The sequence below is a fragment of the Kitasatospora sp. NPDC004745 genome (assembly GCF_042873275.1).
Classification (GTDB): domain Bacteria; phylum Actinomycetota; class Actinomycetes; order Streptomycetales; family Streptomycetaceae; genus Kitasatospora.
In genome coordinates, this window is sequence record NZ_JBIALK010000002.1 from 134,803 (window position 1) to 147,733 (window position 12,931).

General features: G+C 72.4%; 15 protein-coding genes. 13 read left to right on the top strand and 2 right to left on the bottom strand.

Annotated elements, in window-relative coordinates; genetic code table 11:
• The first annotated feature begins 35 nt into the window (after positions 1–35).
• From ACFYUY_RS04030 to era, 10 genes are all read left to right on the top strand, one after another.
• Complete coding sequence (locus ACFYUY_RS04030) at positions 36–389, top strand: histidine triad nucleotide-binding protein (RefSeq protein WP_360210168.1); 354 nt, start codon at positions 36–38, stop codon at positions 387–389.
• Between the two features lie 8 nt (positions 390–397).
• Complete coding sequence (locus ACFYUY_RS04035) at positions 398–1,321, top strand: ribonuclease Z (RefSeq protein ID WP_360210166.1); 924 nt, start codon at positions 398–400, stop codon at positions 1,319–1,321.
• A gap of 175 nt (positions 1,322–1,496) precedes the next feature.
• Complete coding sequence (locus tag ACFYUY_RS04040) at positions 1,497–2,615, top strand: PhoH family protein (RefSeq protein WP_387897660.1); 1,119 nt, start codon at positions 1,497–1,499, stop codon at positions 2,613–2,615.
• 14 nt (positions 2,616–2,629) lie between these two features.
• Positions 2,630–3,124, top strand: coding sequence for an rRNA maturation RNase YbeY (gene ybeY / locus ACFYUY_RS04045; RefSeq protein ID WP_030061268.1), 495 nt, complete (start codon positions 2,630–2,632; stop codon positions 3,122–3,124).
• Positions 3,125–3,143: 19 nt separating this feature from the next.
• Positions 3,144–4,469 (top strand): hemolysin family protein, encoded by a 1,326-nt coding sequence (locus tag ACFYUY_RS04050; protein WP_387897663.1) that lies wholly within the window; start codon positions 3,144–3,146, stop codon positions 4,467–4,469.
• A 33-nt stretch (positions 4,470–4,502) separates the two neighbouring features.
• Positions 4,503–4,739: a hypothetical protein gene (locus tag ACFYUY_RS04055; RefSeq protein WP_360210162.1), complete on the top strand. Its 237-nt coding sequence runs from the start codon at positions 4,503–4,505 to the stop codon at positions 4,737–4,739.
• Between the two features lie 87 nt (positions 4,740–4,826).
• Positions 4,827–5,366, top strand: a complete 540-nt coding sequence (locus ACFYUY_RS04060) for a DUF4383 domain-containing protein (RefSeq protein WP_360210160.1) — start codon at positions 4,827–4,829, stop codon at positions 5,364–5,366.
• A 93-nt stretch (positions 5,367–5,459) separates the two neighbouring features.
• Positions 5,460–5,813: a cytidine deaminase gene (locus tag ACFYUY_RS04065; RefSeq protein WP_387897666.1), complete on the top strand. Its 354-nt coding sequence runs from the start codon at positions 5,460–5,462 to the stop codon at positions 5,811–5,813.
• A 199-nt stretch (positions 5,814–6,012) separates the two neighbouring features.
• Positions 6,013–6,171 carry a hypothetical protein gene (locus tag ACFYUY_RS04070; RefSeq protein WP_360210156.1) on the top strand — a complete coding sequence of 53 codons (159 nt, stop codon included), beginning with the start codon at positions 6,013–6,015 and terminating at the stop codon, positions 6,169–6,171.
• A 127-nt stretch (positions 6,172–6,298) separates the two neighbouring features.
• Positions 6,299–7,228, top strand: coding sequence for a GTPase Era (gene era / locus ACFYUY_RS04075; protein WP_360210154.1), 930 nt, complete (start codon positions 6,299–6,301; stop codon positions 7,226–7,228).
• A 106-nt stretch (positions 7,229–7,334) separates the two neighbouring features.
• Here the strand turns inward: era and ACFYUY_RS04080 are convergent, their stop codons facing one another.
• Both ACFYUY_RS04080 and ACFYUY_RS04085 read right to left on the bottom strand, forming a co-directional pair.
• Positions 7,335–7,601 carry a protealysin inhibitor emfourin gene (locus tag ACFYUY_RS04080; protein WP_360210152.1) on the bottom strand — a complete coding sequence of 89 codons (267 nt, stop codon included), beginning with the start codon at positions 7,599–7,601 and terminating at the stop codon, positions 7,335–7,337.
• A gap of 159 nt (positions 7,602–7,760) precedes the next feature.
• Complete coding sequence (locus tag ACFYUY_RS04085) at positions 7,761–8,783, bottom strand: M4 family metallopeptidase (protein WP_387897669.1); 1,023 nt, start codon at positions 8,781–8,783, stop codon at positions 7,761–7,763.
• Between the two features lie 337 nt (positions 8,784–9,120).
• On the opposite strand from ACFYUY_RS04085, the gene leuA reads away from it, so the two are divergent.
• The 3 genes from leuA (at position 9,121) to recO (ending at position 12,927) form a co-directional block, all read left to right on the top strand.
• Positions 9,121–10,917, top strand: a complete 1,797-nt coding sequence (leuA, locus tag ACFYUY_RS04090; protein WP_360210148.1) for a 2-isopropylmalate synthase — start codon at positions 9,121–9,123, stop codon at positions 10,915–10,917.
• A 249-nt stretch (positions 10,918–11,166) separates the two neighbouring features.
• Complete coding sequence (locus ACFYUY_RS04095; protein WP_387898643.1) at positions 11,167–11,850, top strand: TerB family tellurite resistance protein; 684 nt, start codon at positions 11,167–11,169, stop codon at positions 11,848–11,850.
• A 330-nt stretch (positions 11,851–12,180) separates the two neighbouring features.
• A complete protein-coding gene (gene recO, locus ACFYUY_RS04100) occupies positions 12,181–12,927 on the top strand; it encodes a DNA repair protein RecO (protein WP_387897671.1) in 747 nt (248 codons plus the stop codon).
• Positions 12,928–12,931: the final 4 nt, after the last annotated feature.

A 12,931-nucleotide genomic window follows, 5' to 3' on the forward strand; every position in this document is an offset into this window, starting at 1 on the left:
GTACCGCCCCGCGACCCGAACCCGAGGAGTAGCCGATGGCCGGCGAGCCGCAGTCCGACTGCCTGTTCTGCAAGATCGTGGCGGGCGAGATCCCGGCGACCGTCCTGCGCAAGACCGAGCGGGTGCTCGCCTTCCGCGACATCGCCCCCAAGGCCCCGGTGCACGTCCTGGTCATCCCGCACGTCCACTACCCGAACGCCGCCGCGCTGGCCGCCGCGGAGCCGCAGATCGCCGGCGAACTGCTCGCCGAGGCGGGCGCGGTGGCCCGGGACGAGGGCATCGAGGACTACCGGCTGATCTTCAACACCGGGGCCGGCGCCGGCCAGACGGTCTTCCACGCCCACGTCCACGTGCTCGGCGGCAAGCCGATGACCGAGAGCATGGTCTGAGGCTCTCCGTGTCACAGCGCGAACTCGTCGTCCTCGGCACCGCCAGCCAGGTGCCCACCCGGCACCGCAACCACAACGGCTACCTGCTCCGCTGGGACGGCGAGGGCCTGCTGTTCGACCCCGGCGAGGGCACCCAGCGGCAGATGCTGCACGCCGGGGTCTCGGCCACCCAGATCACCCGGATCGCCGTGACGCACTTCCACGGCGACCACTGCCTGGGGCTCGCCGGGGTGATCCAGCGGATCAACCTGGACCGCGTCCCCCACCCGGTGGACGTCTACTTCCCGGCCTCCGGCGAGGTCTACTTCGAGCGGCTGCGGCACGCCACCGCCTTCCACGAGACGGCCGTGCTGCGCCCCCGCCCGATCGACGAGCCGGGCCCGCTGCCGGCGCCCGGCGCCCGGTTCGCCCTGGACGCCGTGCGGCTCTCCCACCCGGTGGAGTCCTTCGGCTACCGGCTGTCCGAGCCGGACGGCCGCCGCCTGGTGCCCGAGCGGCTCGCCGCCCTCGGCGTCCACGGCCCCGCGGTCGGCCGGCTGCAGCACGAGGGCGCGACCGAGGTCGACGGCCGGCTGGTCACCCTGGACGAGGTGAGCGAGCCCCGGCCGGGCCAGCGCTTCGCCTTCGTGATGGACACCCGGCTCTGCGACGGCGTCCACGAACTGGCCGAGGGCACCGACCTGCTGGTCGTCGAGTCGACCTTCACCGACGCCGACGCCCGCCTCGCCGAGGACCACGGCCACCTCACCGCCGGGCAGGCCGCCAAGGTCGCCGCCGAGGCCGGCGCGCGGACCCTGGTGCTGACCCACTTCTCCCAGCGCTACCCGGACCTCGGGCAGCACCTGGCCGACGCCCGCAAGCACTTCGACGGGCACCTGGTGCTCGCCGAGGACCTCGCCCGGGTGCCCGTCCCGCCGAGGCGGCAGGGCTGAACCGCGCGGAGCACGCCGAAAAGGGCTCGCGCCGCCCCGCGATCTGCCGCAGCATCGTCGGGTGCGGCCCCGCCGCCCGCCGCGGCGATCACGTGCGCGGCGTACCCTGGTGCCCCGGAGGACCGAGCGGCACACGACACCACGGATGGGATGAGGCAGGCCCCAGCGCCGACCTATGAGTGACACATCGCAGACCCGTACCAACGGACAGTCGCGCCCCGAACCGGCCGACGACGGCCGCGTCAGCGCCCGGATCGTCATCCCCGAGAAGCACCCGATGGTCACCCTGCTCGGCACCGCGGACTCACTGCTGCGGGTGATCGAACAGGGGTTCCCCGCCGCCGACATCCACGTCCGCGGCAACGAGGTGACCGCCACCGGAGCCCGCGCCGAGGTCGCGCTCGTGCAGCGGCTCTTCACCGAGATGATGCTGGTGCTGCGCACCGGCCAGCCCCTGACGGAGGACTCCGTGGAGCGCTCCATCGCCATGCTCCGCGGTGCCGCGGAGGACCCGGACAGCCCGGCGCCGTCCCAGGTGTTCACCGCGAACATCCTGTCCAACCGGGGCCGCACGATCCGCCCCAAGACCCTCAACCAGCAGCGCTACGTCGACGCGATCGACAAGCACACGATCGTCTTCGGCCTCGGCCCCGCCGGTACCGGCAAGACCTACCTCGCGATGGCCAAGGCCGTCCAGGCCCTGCAGGCCAAGGAGGTCAACCGGATCATCCTGACCCGCCCGGCGGTCGAGGCGGGCGAGCGGCTGGGCTTCCTGCCCGGCACGCTCTACGAGAAGATCGACCCGTACCTGCGCCCGCTCTACGACGCGCTGCACGACATGATGGACCCGGACTCCATCCCGCGCCTGATGGCGGCCGGCACCATCGAGGTCGCGCCGCTGGCGTACATGCGCGGCCGCACCCTCAACGACGCCTTCATCATCCTGGACGAGGCCCAGAACACCTCGCCCGAGCAGATGAAGATGTTCCTCACCCGCCTCGGTTTCAACTCCCGGGTGGTGGTCACCGGCGACACCAGCCAGATCGACCTCCCGGGCGGCACCCGCAGCGGCCTCAAGGTCGTCCAGGAGATCCTGGCCGACGTGCCCGACATCCACTTCTCCGTCCTCACCAGCACCGACGTGGTCCGCCACAAGCTGGTCGGCCGGATCGTGGACGCCTACGAGCGCTGGGACGCCCGGCAGGAGGCCGAGGAGAACCCCTCGTCCGCCCGCAAGCCCGCCCAGCGGCGCGGCTCCCGCGCACCCCGCCAGTCCCATCGCACCGAAAGCTGAGTACGCAGCCCGTCATGTCGATCGACATCGCCAACGAGTCCGGTTGGGACGCCGACGAGGAAGCCATCCTCGACGTCGCCCGCTTCGCCCTGGACAAGATGCGGATCCACCCGCAGTCCGAACTGTCCGTGATCCTGGTGGACGGTGCGGCGATGGAGGAGCTGCACATCCAGTGGATGGACCTCCCCGGACCCACCGACGTGATGTCCTTCCCGATGGACGAGCTGCGTCCCGGCAAGGAGGGCGAGGAGCTGCCGCAGGGCCTGCTCGGGGACATCGTGCTCTGCCCCGAGGTCGCCGAGCAGCAGGGCAAGGCCGCCCCCTCCAAGCACTCGATGGACGAGGAGCTGCAGCTGCTCACCGTCCACGGCGTGCTGCACGTCCTCGGCTACGACCACGAGGAGCCTGAGGAGGAGGAGGAGATGTTCGCCCTCCAGAAGCGCATCCTCGACGACTGGCGGGCGGGCCGCGGCCTCGGCGGCATCTCCCCGGCCCCCACCACCCACTGAGCGCGGAGCCCGAACCCCTGTGAGTGGTGAGAGTACGAGCTTCATCCTGGGTGCCGTGCTGCTGGTCGTCCTCGGCTGGCTGGCCGCGTGCGCCGAGGCGGGGATCTCCCGGGTCTCCCGGTTCCGGGCGGAGGAGGCGGTGCGGGTCGGCCGGCGCGGTTCGGCGCGGCTGCTGACCCTCGCCTCCGACCCCATCCGCTACCTCAACCTGGCCACCCTGATCCGGGTGGCCAGCGAGATGGCGGCTGCCGTGCTGGTCACCGTGGTCTGCGTGCGCAACGTCGAGCCGACCTGGCAGGCCGTCCTGCTGGCGTTCGGCGTGATGGTGCTGGTGTCCTTCGTCGCGGTGGGCGTCTCGCCGCGCACGATCGGGCGCCAGCACCCGCTCACCACGTCGACCGCGGCCTCCTTCGTGCTGCTGCCGCTGGCGGCCGTGCTCGGCCCGATCCCGCGGCTGCTGATCCTGCTCGGCAACGCGCTGACCCCGGGCAAGGGCTACCGCGAGGGCCCGTTCGCCTCCGAGGCGGAGCTGCGCGCGCTGGTGGACCTCGCCGAGAAGGACGACCTGATCGAGGACGAGGAGCGCCGGATGGTGCACTCGGTCTTCGAACTGGGCGACACCATCGTGCGCGAGGTGATGGTGCCGCGCACCGACCTGGTGATGATCGAGCGGCACAAGACCGTCCGGCAGGCGCTCACCCTGGCGCTGCGCTCGGGCTTCTCGCGGATCCCGGTGGTCGGGGACAACGAGGACGACGTGGTCGGCATCGTCTACCTGAAGGACCTGGTCCGGCGCACCCACATCAACCGCGAGGCGGAGTCCGAGGAGGTCGGCGCGGTGATGCGCCCGGCCGTCTTCGTGCCGGACTCCAAGCCGGCCGCGGACCTGCTGCGCGAGATGCAGCAGCGCCGTTCGCACGTGGCCATCGTGATCGACGAGTACGGCGGCACCGCCGGCCTGGTCACCATCGAGGACATCCTGGAGGAGATCGTCGGCGAGATCACCGACGAGTACGACCGGGAGATCGCGCCGATCGAGGACCTGGGCGACGGCTCGTACCGGATCACCGCCCGGCTGCTGGTGGAGGACCTCGGCGAGCTGTTCGGCGTCGAGCTGGAGGACGAGGACGTCGAGACGGTGGGCGGCCTGCTGGCCAAGCACCTCGGGCGGGTGCCGATCCCCGGCTCCGCCTGCGAGATCCCGCTGCCCGAGCCGGCCGGCACCGGCCTGGCCGGGATCCTGCTGACCGCCGAGTCCTCGGCGGGGCGCCGCAACCGCATCGGCTCGATGGTCGCCACCCCCGTCCGGGAGGTCGAGGAGGCGGCGGCGGAGTCCGGCGAGTAGCGGCCGGGCGGTCGCGGAGCGACCATGGAGGGCATGACGCACCAACTTCGCGCGGAGCACGGCCCGCAGGGGACGGCCGGCGGGGTCAAGGTCTGGCACGTGGTACGCGAGACCGACCCCGCGACGGCGCTCTGCGGCCGCAGCATGGCCGACGACGCCGACACGCGGCCCGAGCAGGAGTGGGGCACGGGGCTGCGCTGCTGCCAGCAGTGCGGCTCGCTCTACATGCACGAGGTGCCGCACATGCAGGGGAGCCACCCCTACAGCTAGGGGGTGCCCTGTGGATCACTGCCCGGTGCCGTGACGCCTGGACGGCTGGACCACGGCCGGGCCGACTACACCATGGTGGAGGCCGCCATGAAGCTGCAAGACGAACTGCCCGTCGACAACCGGCTCGTCACGGTGTGGCGGATCGGTGCGGGGCTCGGGGGGGTCTTCCTGATCGTGTTCGGGTGCCTGGGGCTGGCCGACCACCCGGGTTTCCTCTCCACCCACGGCTCGGACGTCGCCGGGCTGTCGACCAACGGGGCGCTGAGCATCCTGTCCATCGTGGCGGGCGCGGTCCTGGTGGTGGGCGCGGTGATCGGCGGGAACTTCGCGTCCAACCTGAACATGGCCGTCGGCGTGCTGTTCGTCCTCTCCGGCTTCTACGGCCTGACGGTGCTCGGGCGGCCGGACGCCAACATCCTCAACTTCCGGATGGCGAACGTGCTGTTCGCATTCGTCTTCGGGGTGGTCCTGACGACCTTCGGGATGTACGGCAGGGTGAGCAGCCACCTGCCGCACGACAACCCGTACTGGCGCGAGCGCGCCGGGCGCGAGGAGCCGCTGCCCAACGGGCCGAAGACCTTCGTCAGGATCCTCCGCCCGGGGCCGCCCAATCCCGTGGGGCACTGAGTCCGGAGCCTTCCCGGGCCGGTCCGCCCGCTCCGCCGGGCGGGCGACCGGTCGCCGGACCGGCGCCGGGGCGGGCCGCCTATGCTCGGCGGCATGAGTGACATCGTCGAGCTCGACCCCGAAGACAAGAAGATCATCACCCTGGCCCGCTCGGCCCGCGCCCGCAACGGCGTGGCCGAGGGGGCCGCGGTGCGCGACGAGACCGGCCGCACCTACGTGGCCGGGACGGTCGCGCTGGAGTCGCTGCGGCTGAGCGCCCTGCAGACGGCGGTGGCGATGGCGGTGGCCAGCGGCGCGAAGTCGCTGGAGGCGGCCGCCGTGGTGAGCGAGGCGGAGCAGCCGGCCGAGGCCGACCTGGCGGCCGTCCGGGACCTCGGCGGGGCCGGGACGCCGGTGCTGCTGGCCGGGGTGGACGGGGTGCTGCGGGTGGCGGTCGAGGCCCGCTGAGGCACCGCGGGGGCCGTCCGGGGGGCTGCCCGGGCTCCCGGCCCGGGCCCCTGTTCGGGGGTCGGGGCCCCACGGGGCGTCCGGAGCCCCGCCGGGGCCGGCCCGGGCTCCGCGGGGGCGGCGACGGTCCGGCGACCACCGTCCTGTGTTCAGCAGATAATCTCACCGGGGGAGTGAACTCGGTGAGGGGGCTGGGCAGATGGGGGCGGTCGCGTTCTTCGCCGGACTGCTGCTGTTCGTGATGGGGATGGGCAAGTGGCAGGAGACCGGCTCGCCGTTCTGGCTCTGGGGCTCCATCGCCTTCCTGGTCCTGCTGATCGTGATGTCCCTCGTCGCCAGGGGCGAGCGCCGGGGCTGATCCGGGCTGGTCCCGGGCCGCTCCCGGGGCCGTTCGCGGCCCGCAGGCGGCCCGTCCCCGGCGGCCGGTCGCGGGTTCCGGGCGGGGTCGGACGGCGGGGCTCCGGTGATCAGGGAGAATGGAGCGCATGAGTGCCCCTTCCTCCCCGTACCGCTCCGGCTTCGCGTGCTTCGTGGGCCGACCCAACGCGGGCAAGTCGACCCTGACCAACGCCCTGGTGGGGACGAAGGTCGCGATCACCTCCGACCGACCGCAGACCACCCGGCACACCGTGCGCGGCATCGTGCACCGCCCGGACTCCCAGCTCGTCCTGGTCGACACCCCCGGCCTGCACAAGCCGCGCACCCTCCTCGGCGAGCGCCTCAACGACCTGGTCCGCTCGACCTGGGCCGAGGTCGACGTGATCGGCTTCTGCCTCCCCGCCGACCAGAAGCTCGGCCCCGGTGACAAGTTCATCGCCAAGGAACTCGCCGAGATCAAGAAGACCCCCAAGGTCGCCATCGTCACCAAGACCGACCTGGTCGACTCCAAGCGGCTGGCCGAGCAGCTGATCGCCATCCAGCAGCTCGGCGTCGAGCTGGGCATCGAGTGGGCCGAGATCATCCCGGTCTCCGCGGTCGGCGACAAGCAGGTCGACCTGGTCGCCGAGCTGCTCACCAAGCTCCTGCCGGAGGGCATGCCGCTCTACCCGGAGGGCAACCTCACCGACGAGCCCGAGCAGGTCATGATCGCGGAGCTGATCCGCGAGGCCGCGCTGGAGGGCGTCCGGGACGAACTGCCGCACTCGCTGGCCGTCGTCGTCGAGGAGATGCTCCCGCGCGAGGGCCGCCCGGCGGACCGCCCGCTGCTGGACATCCACGCCTACGTCTACATCGAGCGCCAGAGCCAGAAGGCCATCGTGATCGGCGCCAAGGGCGCGCGGCTGAAGCACGTCGGGACCACCGCCCGCAAGCACATCGAGGCGCTGCTGGGCACGCCGGTCTACCTCGACCTGCACGTCAAGGTGGCCAAGGACTGGCAGCGCGACCCGAAGCAGCTGCGCAAGCTCGGCTTCTGAGCCGCGGCCGGGCCGACGGCCCGGGCGGGCCCGTCCGGAGTGCTCCGGGCGGGCCTTCGCCGTACGCGGGGGCGGGTGGCCACCGGGCGGCGCAGCACCGTCCTGCCTACGCGCCCTCGCGCAGCACCAGCGAGACCAGCTCGCGCTGGGAGTCGGTGAGCTTCGGGTCGGCGCAGTGCACCGTGCGGCCGTCGACGCTGATCTCGTAGTGGAAGCCGTCCGGCACCCCGTAGGAGGGGGCCCGCAGCCCGCCCGCGACGGCCTCGCGGGCGAGCGCGTGGACGTGCGGGGCGTCCGTGCGGTCGGAGGTGTCGAGCTCCGCGTGGCGGACGATCCCCGCGAGGCCGCCGGTCCGGGTCACCTGGATACGCATGGTGTCCATGGTGCTACGCAGGGAGGGGGATTGCCGGGCCTTTTCCCCGACCGTGACCTTAAGCCCGGCTCGACCAGCCGCCGATCCCCCTCCGAGCGCCTTCCGGGCCCCCTTCCGGCCCCTCGTCGACTCCCCTCCGGCCGCCCTCCCGGACGGTGGTCAGCCCGGGCTGACCCCGACCTGCGCCCAGGAGGCCGTCACGGTGTCCGCCACCGACGGCTGGTCGGGGTAACGGGCCTGCGCGGCGGCCACGGTGGCCCGGGCGAAGGCGGTGAAGTCGGCGTCGGCGGGCAGCCGGCGGCCCGTCAGCGCGTCGTACCAGATCCGGCCGGCGCGTTCCCAGGCCGGGCCGCCGAGGGCGGTGGCCAGCAGGTAGAACGCGTGGTTGGGGATGCCGGAGTTGATGTGCACCCCGCCGTTGTCCTCGGCGGTGTCCACGTAGTCCCGCAGGTGCGCGGGCTGCGGGTCCTTGCCGAGCCTGGGGTCGTCGTAGGCGGTGCCGGGGGCCTTCATGGAGCGCAGCGCCACGCCCTGGATGCCGGGGGCGAGGAGGCCGGCGCCGATCAACCAGTCGGCGTCGGCGGCGTCCTGGCGCAGCGCGTACTGCTTGACCAGCGAGCCGAAGACGTCGGAGACCGACTCGTTGAGCGCGCCGGGCTGGTCCTGGTACTGCAGTCCGGCGGTGAACTGGGTGACGCCGTGGGTGAGTTCGTGGCCGATGACGTCGATGCAGGCGGTGAAGTCGCCGAAGATCTCGCCGTCGCCGTCGCCGAAGACCATCCGGTGGCCGTTCCAGAAGGCGTTGTCGTAGTCCCGGCCGTAGTGCACGGTGGCGTCCAGGCGCAGCCCCTGGTCGTCGATCGAGCGGCGGCCGTAGGCGTCGGAGAACAGGGCGTAGGTGGCGCCGAGGCCGTCGTAGGCGTGGTCGACCGACTGGTCGGCGACCGGGGCCTGGCCCTCGGTGCGGACGGTGCGGCCGGGCAGCCGCTGGCTGTGACCGGCGTCGGCGATCACCCGGCTCGGGGCCGCCCTGCCGGCGGGCGGCGGGGGAGGGGCGAGGCGGGCCGCGCGGTGCGCGGTGTCGAGTGCGAGGGAGCGGACGGCGGGCTCGTGACCGGCCTCGGCGAGGCGGTCCAGGACGTACGGCGGGACGATCGCGCAGATCGGTACTGCTGCAGTCATGTGGCCCAGGGTGAGGCCTCGATGACCGGATGTCACCACTCTTGGCATGACCGGTCGGCGTCTCAAGGAGTGGAACGGTGGGCCGGATCACTTCGGGGGCGCGCGGCCCTGGGTTACGCTGGGGACATCATGCGCAACGGGCTGCTTCTTCTTAGCTGCCGCGTCGAGGGCCTGTAGTCCATTTCGGGCCGGCTCCCTCGCCGCGGGGATTCGAGCTGTGCGCGTCATCGGGCGATCCAACGGAGGATCGCGAGCGGCAGCTGGCCGGCCAGTCGGTGTTGATCTTCCCCGACCCGCCCCGCACCCACGCATCACAGGAAGCCGAGAGAGTCACTCCATGACCGAGCAGAGCTCCGCCGCGTCCATCCCCGCCGGTCGCGCCTTCGTCGACCGCCCCACCCCGATCACCGGCGCCTCCGTCCGCCAGCAGCCCTCGGGCATGCGGCACGGGCGCTACCTGCCGTTCGACACCGTCGACCTGCCGGACCGCACCTGGCCGAGCAAGGTGATCACCAAGGCGCCGCGCTGGCTCTCCACCGACCTGCGGGACGGCAACCAGGCGCTGATCGACCCGATGTCCCCGGCCCGCAAGCGCAAGATGTTCGACCTGCTGGTCGCGATGGGCTACAAGGAGATCGAGGTCGGCTTCCCGTCCTCCGGTGCCACCGACCACGCCTTCGTGCGGTCGCTGATCGAGGAGGGGGCGATCCCGGAGGACGTCACCATCTCGGTGCTGACCCAGGCCCGCGAGGAGCTGATCGAGAAGACCGTCGAGTCGCTGGTCGGCGCCCCGCGCGCGACCGTCCACCTGTACAACGCGACGGCCCCGCTGTTCCGCCGGGTGGTCTTCCGCAACGACCGGGCCGCCACCAAGGCGATCGCCACCGACGGCACCCGGCTGGTGATGGAGTACGCCGAGAAGCTGCTGGGCGAGGACACCGTCTTCGGCTACCAGTACTCGCCGGAGATCTTCGTCGACACCGAGCTGGACTTCGCCCTGGAGGTCTGCGAGGCGGTGATGGACGTCTGGCAGCCCGGCGAGGGCCGCGAGATCATCCTGAACCTGCCGGCCACCATCGAGCGGGCCACCCCGAACGTCCAGGCCGACCAGTTCGAGTGGATGTCGCGCAACCTGTCGCGCCGCGAGTTCGTCTGCCTGTCCGTCCACCCGCACAACGACCGCGGCACCGCCGTGGCCTCCGCCGAGCTGGCCTACATGGCGGGCGCCGACCGCATCGAGGGCTGCCTGTTCGGCCAGGGCGAGCGGACCGGCAACGTCGACCTGGTGACGCTGGGCATGAACCTGTTCTCGCAGGGCATCGACCCGCAGATCGACTTCTCCGACATCGACGAGGTGCGCCGCACCGCCGAGTACTGCAACCAGATGGAGGTGCACCCGCGCCACCCGTACGCCGGTGACCTGGTGTACACCTCCTTCTCCGGCTCGCACCAGGACGCCATCAAGAAGGGCTTCGACGCCCTGGAGGCGGACGCGAAGGCGGCCGGCGTCCCGGTGGAGGAGCACACCTGGGGCGTGCCGTACCTGCCGATCGACCCGAAGGACGTCGGCCGCACCTACGAGGCGGTCATCCGGGTCAACAGCCAGTCCGGCAAGGGCGGTGTCGCGTACGTCCTGAAGAACGACCACAAGCTGGACCTGCCGCGCCGGATGCAGATCGAGTTCTCCCGGATCATCCAGGCCATGACCGACGCCGAGGGCGGCGAGGTCACCCCGGCCGAGATCTGGCGGGTCTTCGAGGACGAGTACCTGCCCACCACGGAGAACCCGTGGGGCCGGATCTCGCTGAGCGGTTCGCGCACCCTGACCACCGAGGACGGCCGGGACGCGCTGATCGCCGGCGCGCTGGTGGACGGCCTGCCGGTCACCCTGACCGGTGTCGGCAACGGTCCGGTCTCCGCCTTCGCGGACGCGCTGGCCCGCATCGACGTGGACGTCCGCGTCCTGGACTACGCCGAGCACGCGCTGAGCGAGGGCGGCGACGCCCAGGCCGCCGCGTACGTGGAGTGCGCGGTGGACGGCAAGGTGCTGTGGGGCGTCGGCATCGACGGCAACACCGTGCTGGCCTCGCTGAAGGCGATGATCAGCGCCGTCAACCGGGCGCAGCGCGGGTAGTTCGTACGAGTGGCACGCGGCGGGGCCGTCCTCCGGGGCGGCCCTTCGCCGCACCTGGGGGCGGCTGTGTCCTGCGCCACATCTTTTCGGGTCGGAAGGCGTTCGGGGTACTGACACGTGCCGGTAACCGTGGCAACATCGATCCACCGGAAAGCCGGGTCGGTGGGACGGCCCAGGTGTCCGGTCGCGTGACCTGCCCATAGTTGTGCAGGCCGCCTGCCATGTCTGGGGAGTGGCGCCGTGATCAGGTTGTGGGGTGTTCGCCCGCGGTGGCGGACGGACGTTCTCGGTGACTTCTTCTGCCCCGGCTGTGGCGGGGACCGCAACTACCGCCGGCAGCACGGCCGGCGGTGGCTGCGGTTGCTGGGGACGCCGGTGCTCCCGCTCGGCCCGGTGATCGGCAGCGTGCAGTGCACCGGCTGCCACGGCCGGTACGGCGTCGAGAGCCTGGAGCAACCGACCTGCGTGCGCCTCGGAGCGATGCTGCGGGACGCCCAGTACACCATCGCGCTGGCCCTGCTCGCGGCCGGCGGCACCGCCCACCGGGCGGCCCGCGAGGCGGCCTGCACGGCGGTGCGCGAGGCCGGCTTCGAGGACTGCGGCGAGGCGCAGGTGCTGGCCGCGCTCGCCGCGCTCTCCGGGCTCGGCGGCGAACTCCGCGACGCCCACGAGCTGGGGGAGCCCTCCGGCGAGGGGCTGGGGGAGGCCGCCGGCCTGGCGGTGGAACTGCACGCGGTGCTCGAACCGCTCGCCCCGCACCTGGCCCACCAGGGCCGGGAGCGGCTGCTGCTGCAGGGTGCGGCGATCGCCCTCGCCGACGGCCGCTACCTGCCGCAGGAGCGCGAGGCGCTGGCCGCGGTCGGGCGCTGTCTGGACCTGCCGGCGTCGCGGGTCGGGGCGCTGCTGGAGGCGGCGACCCGGGCGCCGTACTAGTCGCCCCGCCCGTCCCGGTCTCCGGCTCCGGGCCGGGCCCCGGCGGCGGGTGCGCCGGGCCGCCCCGCCGAACCGACCTCCTGGACCTGAACCGACCTCCTGAACCGGCCCCCTGGAAACCGACCTCCTGAACCGTCCGACCGGACCCCAGAGCCATCCCCATCCCCCACAAACGGGCCCGACTCCCCCCTCCGGGCCCGCCGTGACCCGCACCGTACGGTCCTCCCCCACGGACTCGGTGCGGGCAACACGGCTGTCGGCGCCCGCCCGGGCCCCGGCGGTCGTCGCCGGCTGTCGGCCGGGGCCGGCGGCTGGGGGAGAATGGCTGGCATGAGTCTTTTCCGGGACGACGGCGTCGTGTTGCGGGCGCAGAAGCTCGGCGAGGCCGATCGGATCATCACCCTGCTGACCCGCCAGCACGGCAAGGTGCGCGCGGTGGCGCGCGGGGTGCGGAAGACCAAGTCCAAGTTCGGCGCCCGCCTGGAGCCGTTCTCGCACGTGGACGTGCAGTTCTTCAGCCGGGGGAGTGAGCTGGTCGGCCGAGGGTTGCCGCTCTGCACCCAGGTGGAGACCATCGCGCCGTACGGCGGTTCGATCGTCACCGACTACGGCCGCTACACCGCCGGGACGGCGATGCTGGAGACGGCCGAGCGGTTCGCCGAGAACGAGGGCGAGCCGGCCGTGCAGCAGTACCTGCTGCTGGTGGGCGGTCTGCGCACGCTGGCGGCGGGCCTGCACGAGTCGCACCTGGTGCTGGACGCCTTCCTGCTCAGGTCGCTCGCGGTGAACGGGTACGGCGCGAGCTTCACCGACTGCGCCAAGTGCGGCCTGGAGGGGCCGAACCGTTTCTTCTCGCTCCAGGCGGGCGGCGTGCTCTGCCCGGACTGCCGAGTGCCGGGATGTGCCGTACCCTCCCCTGAGACACTGGTACTGCTCGGGGCGCTGCTGTCAGGGGACTGGCAGACGGCCGATTCCTGCGAGCCGCGGTACTGGCGGGAGGGCAGCGGCCTGGTCGCGGCCTATCTGCAGTGGCATTTGGAGCGGGGCATCCGCTCGATGAGATACGTGGAGAAGTGAGCAC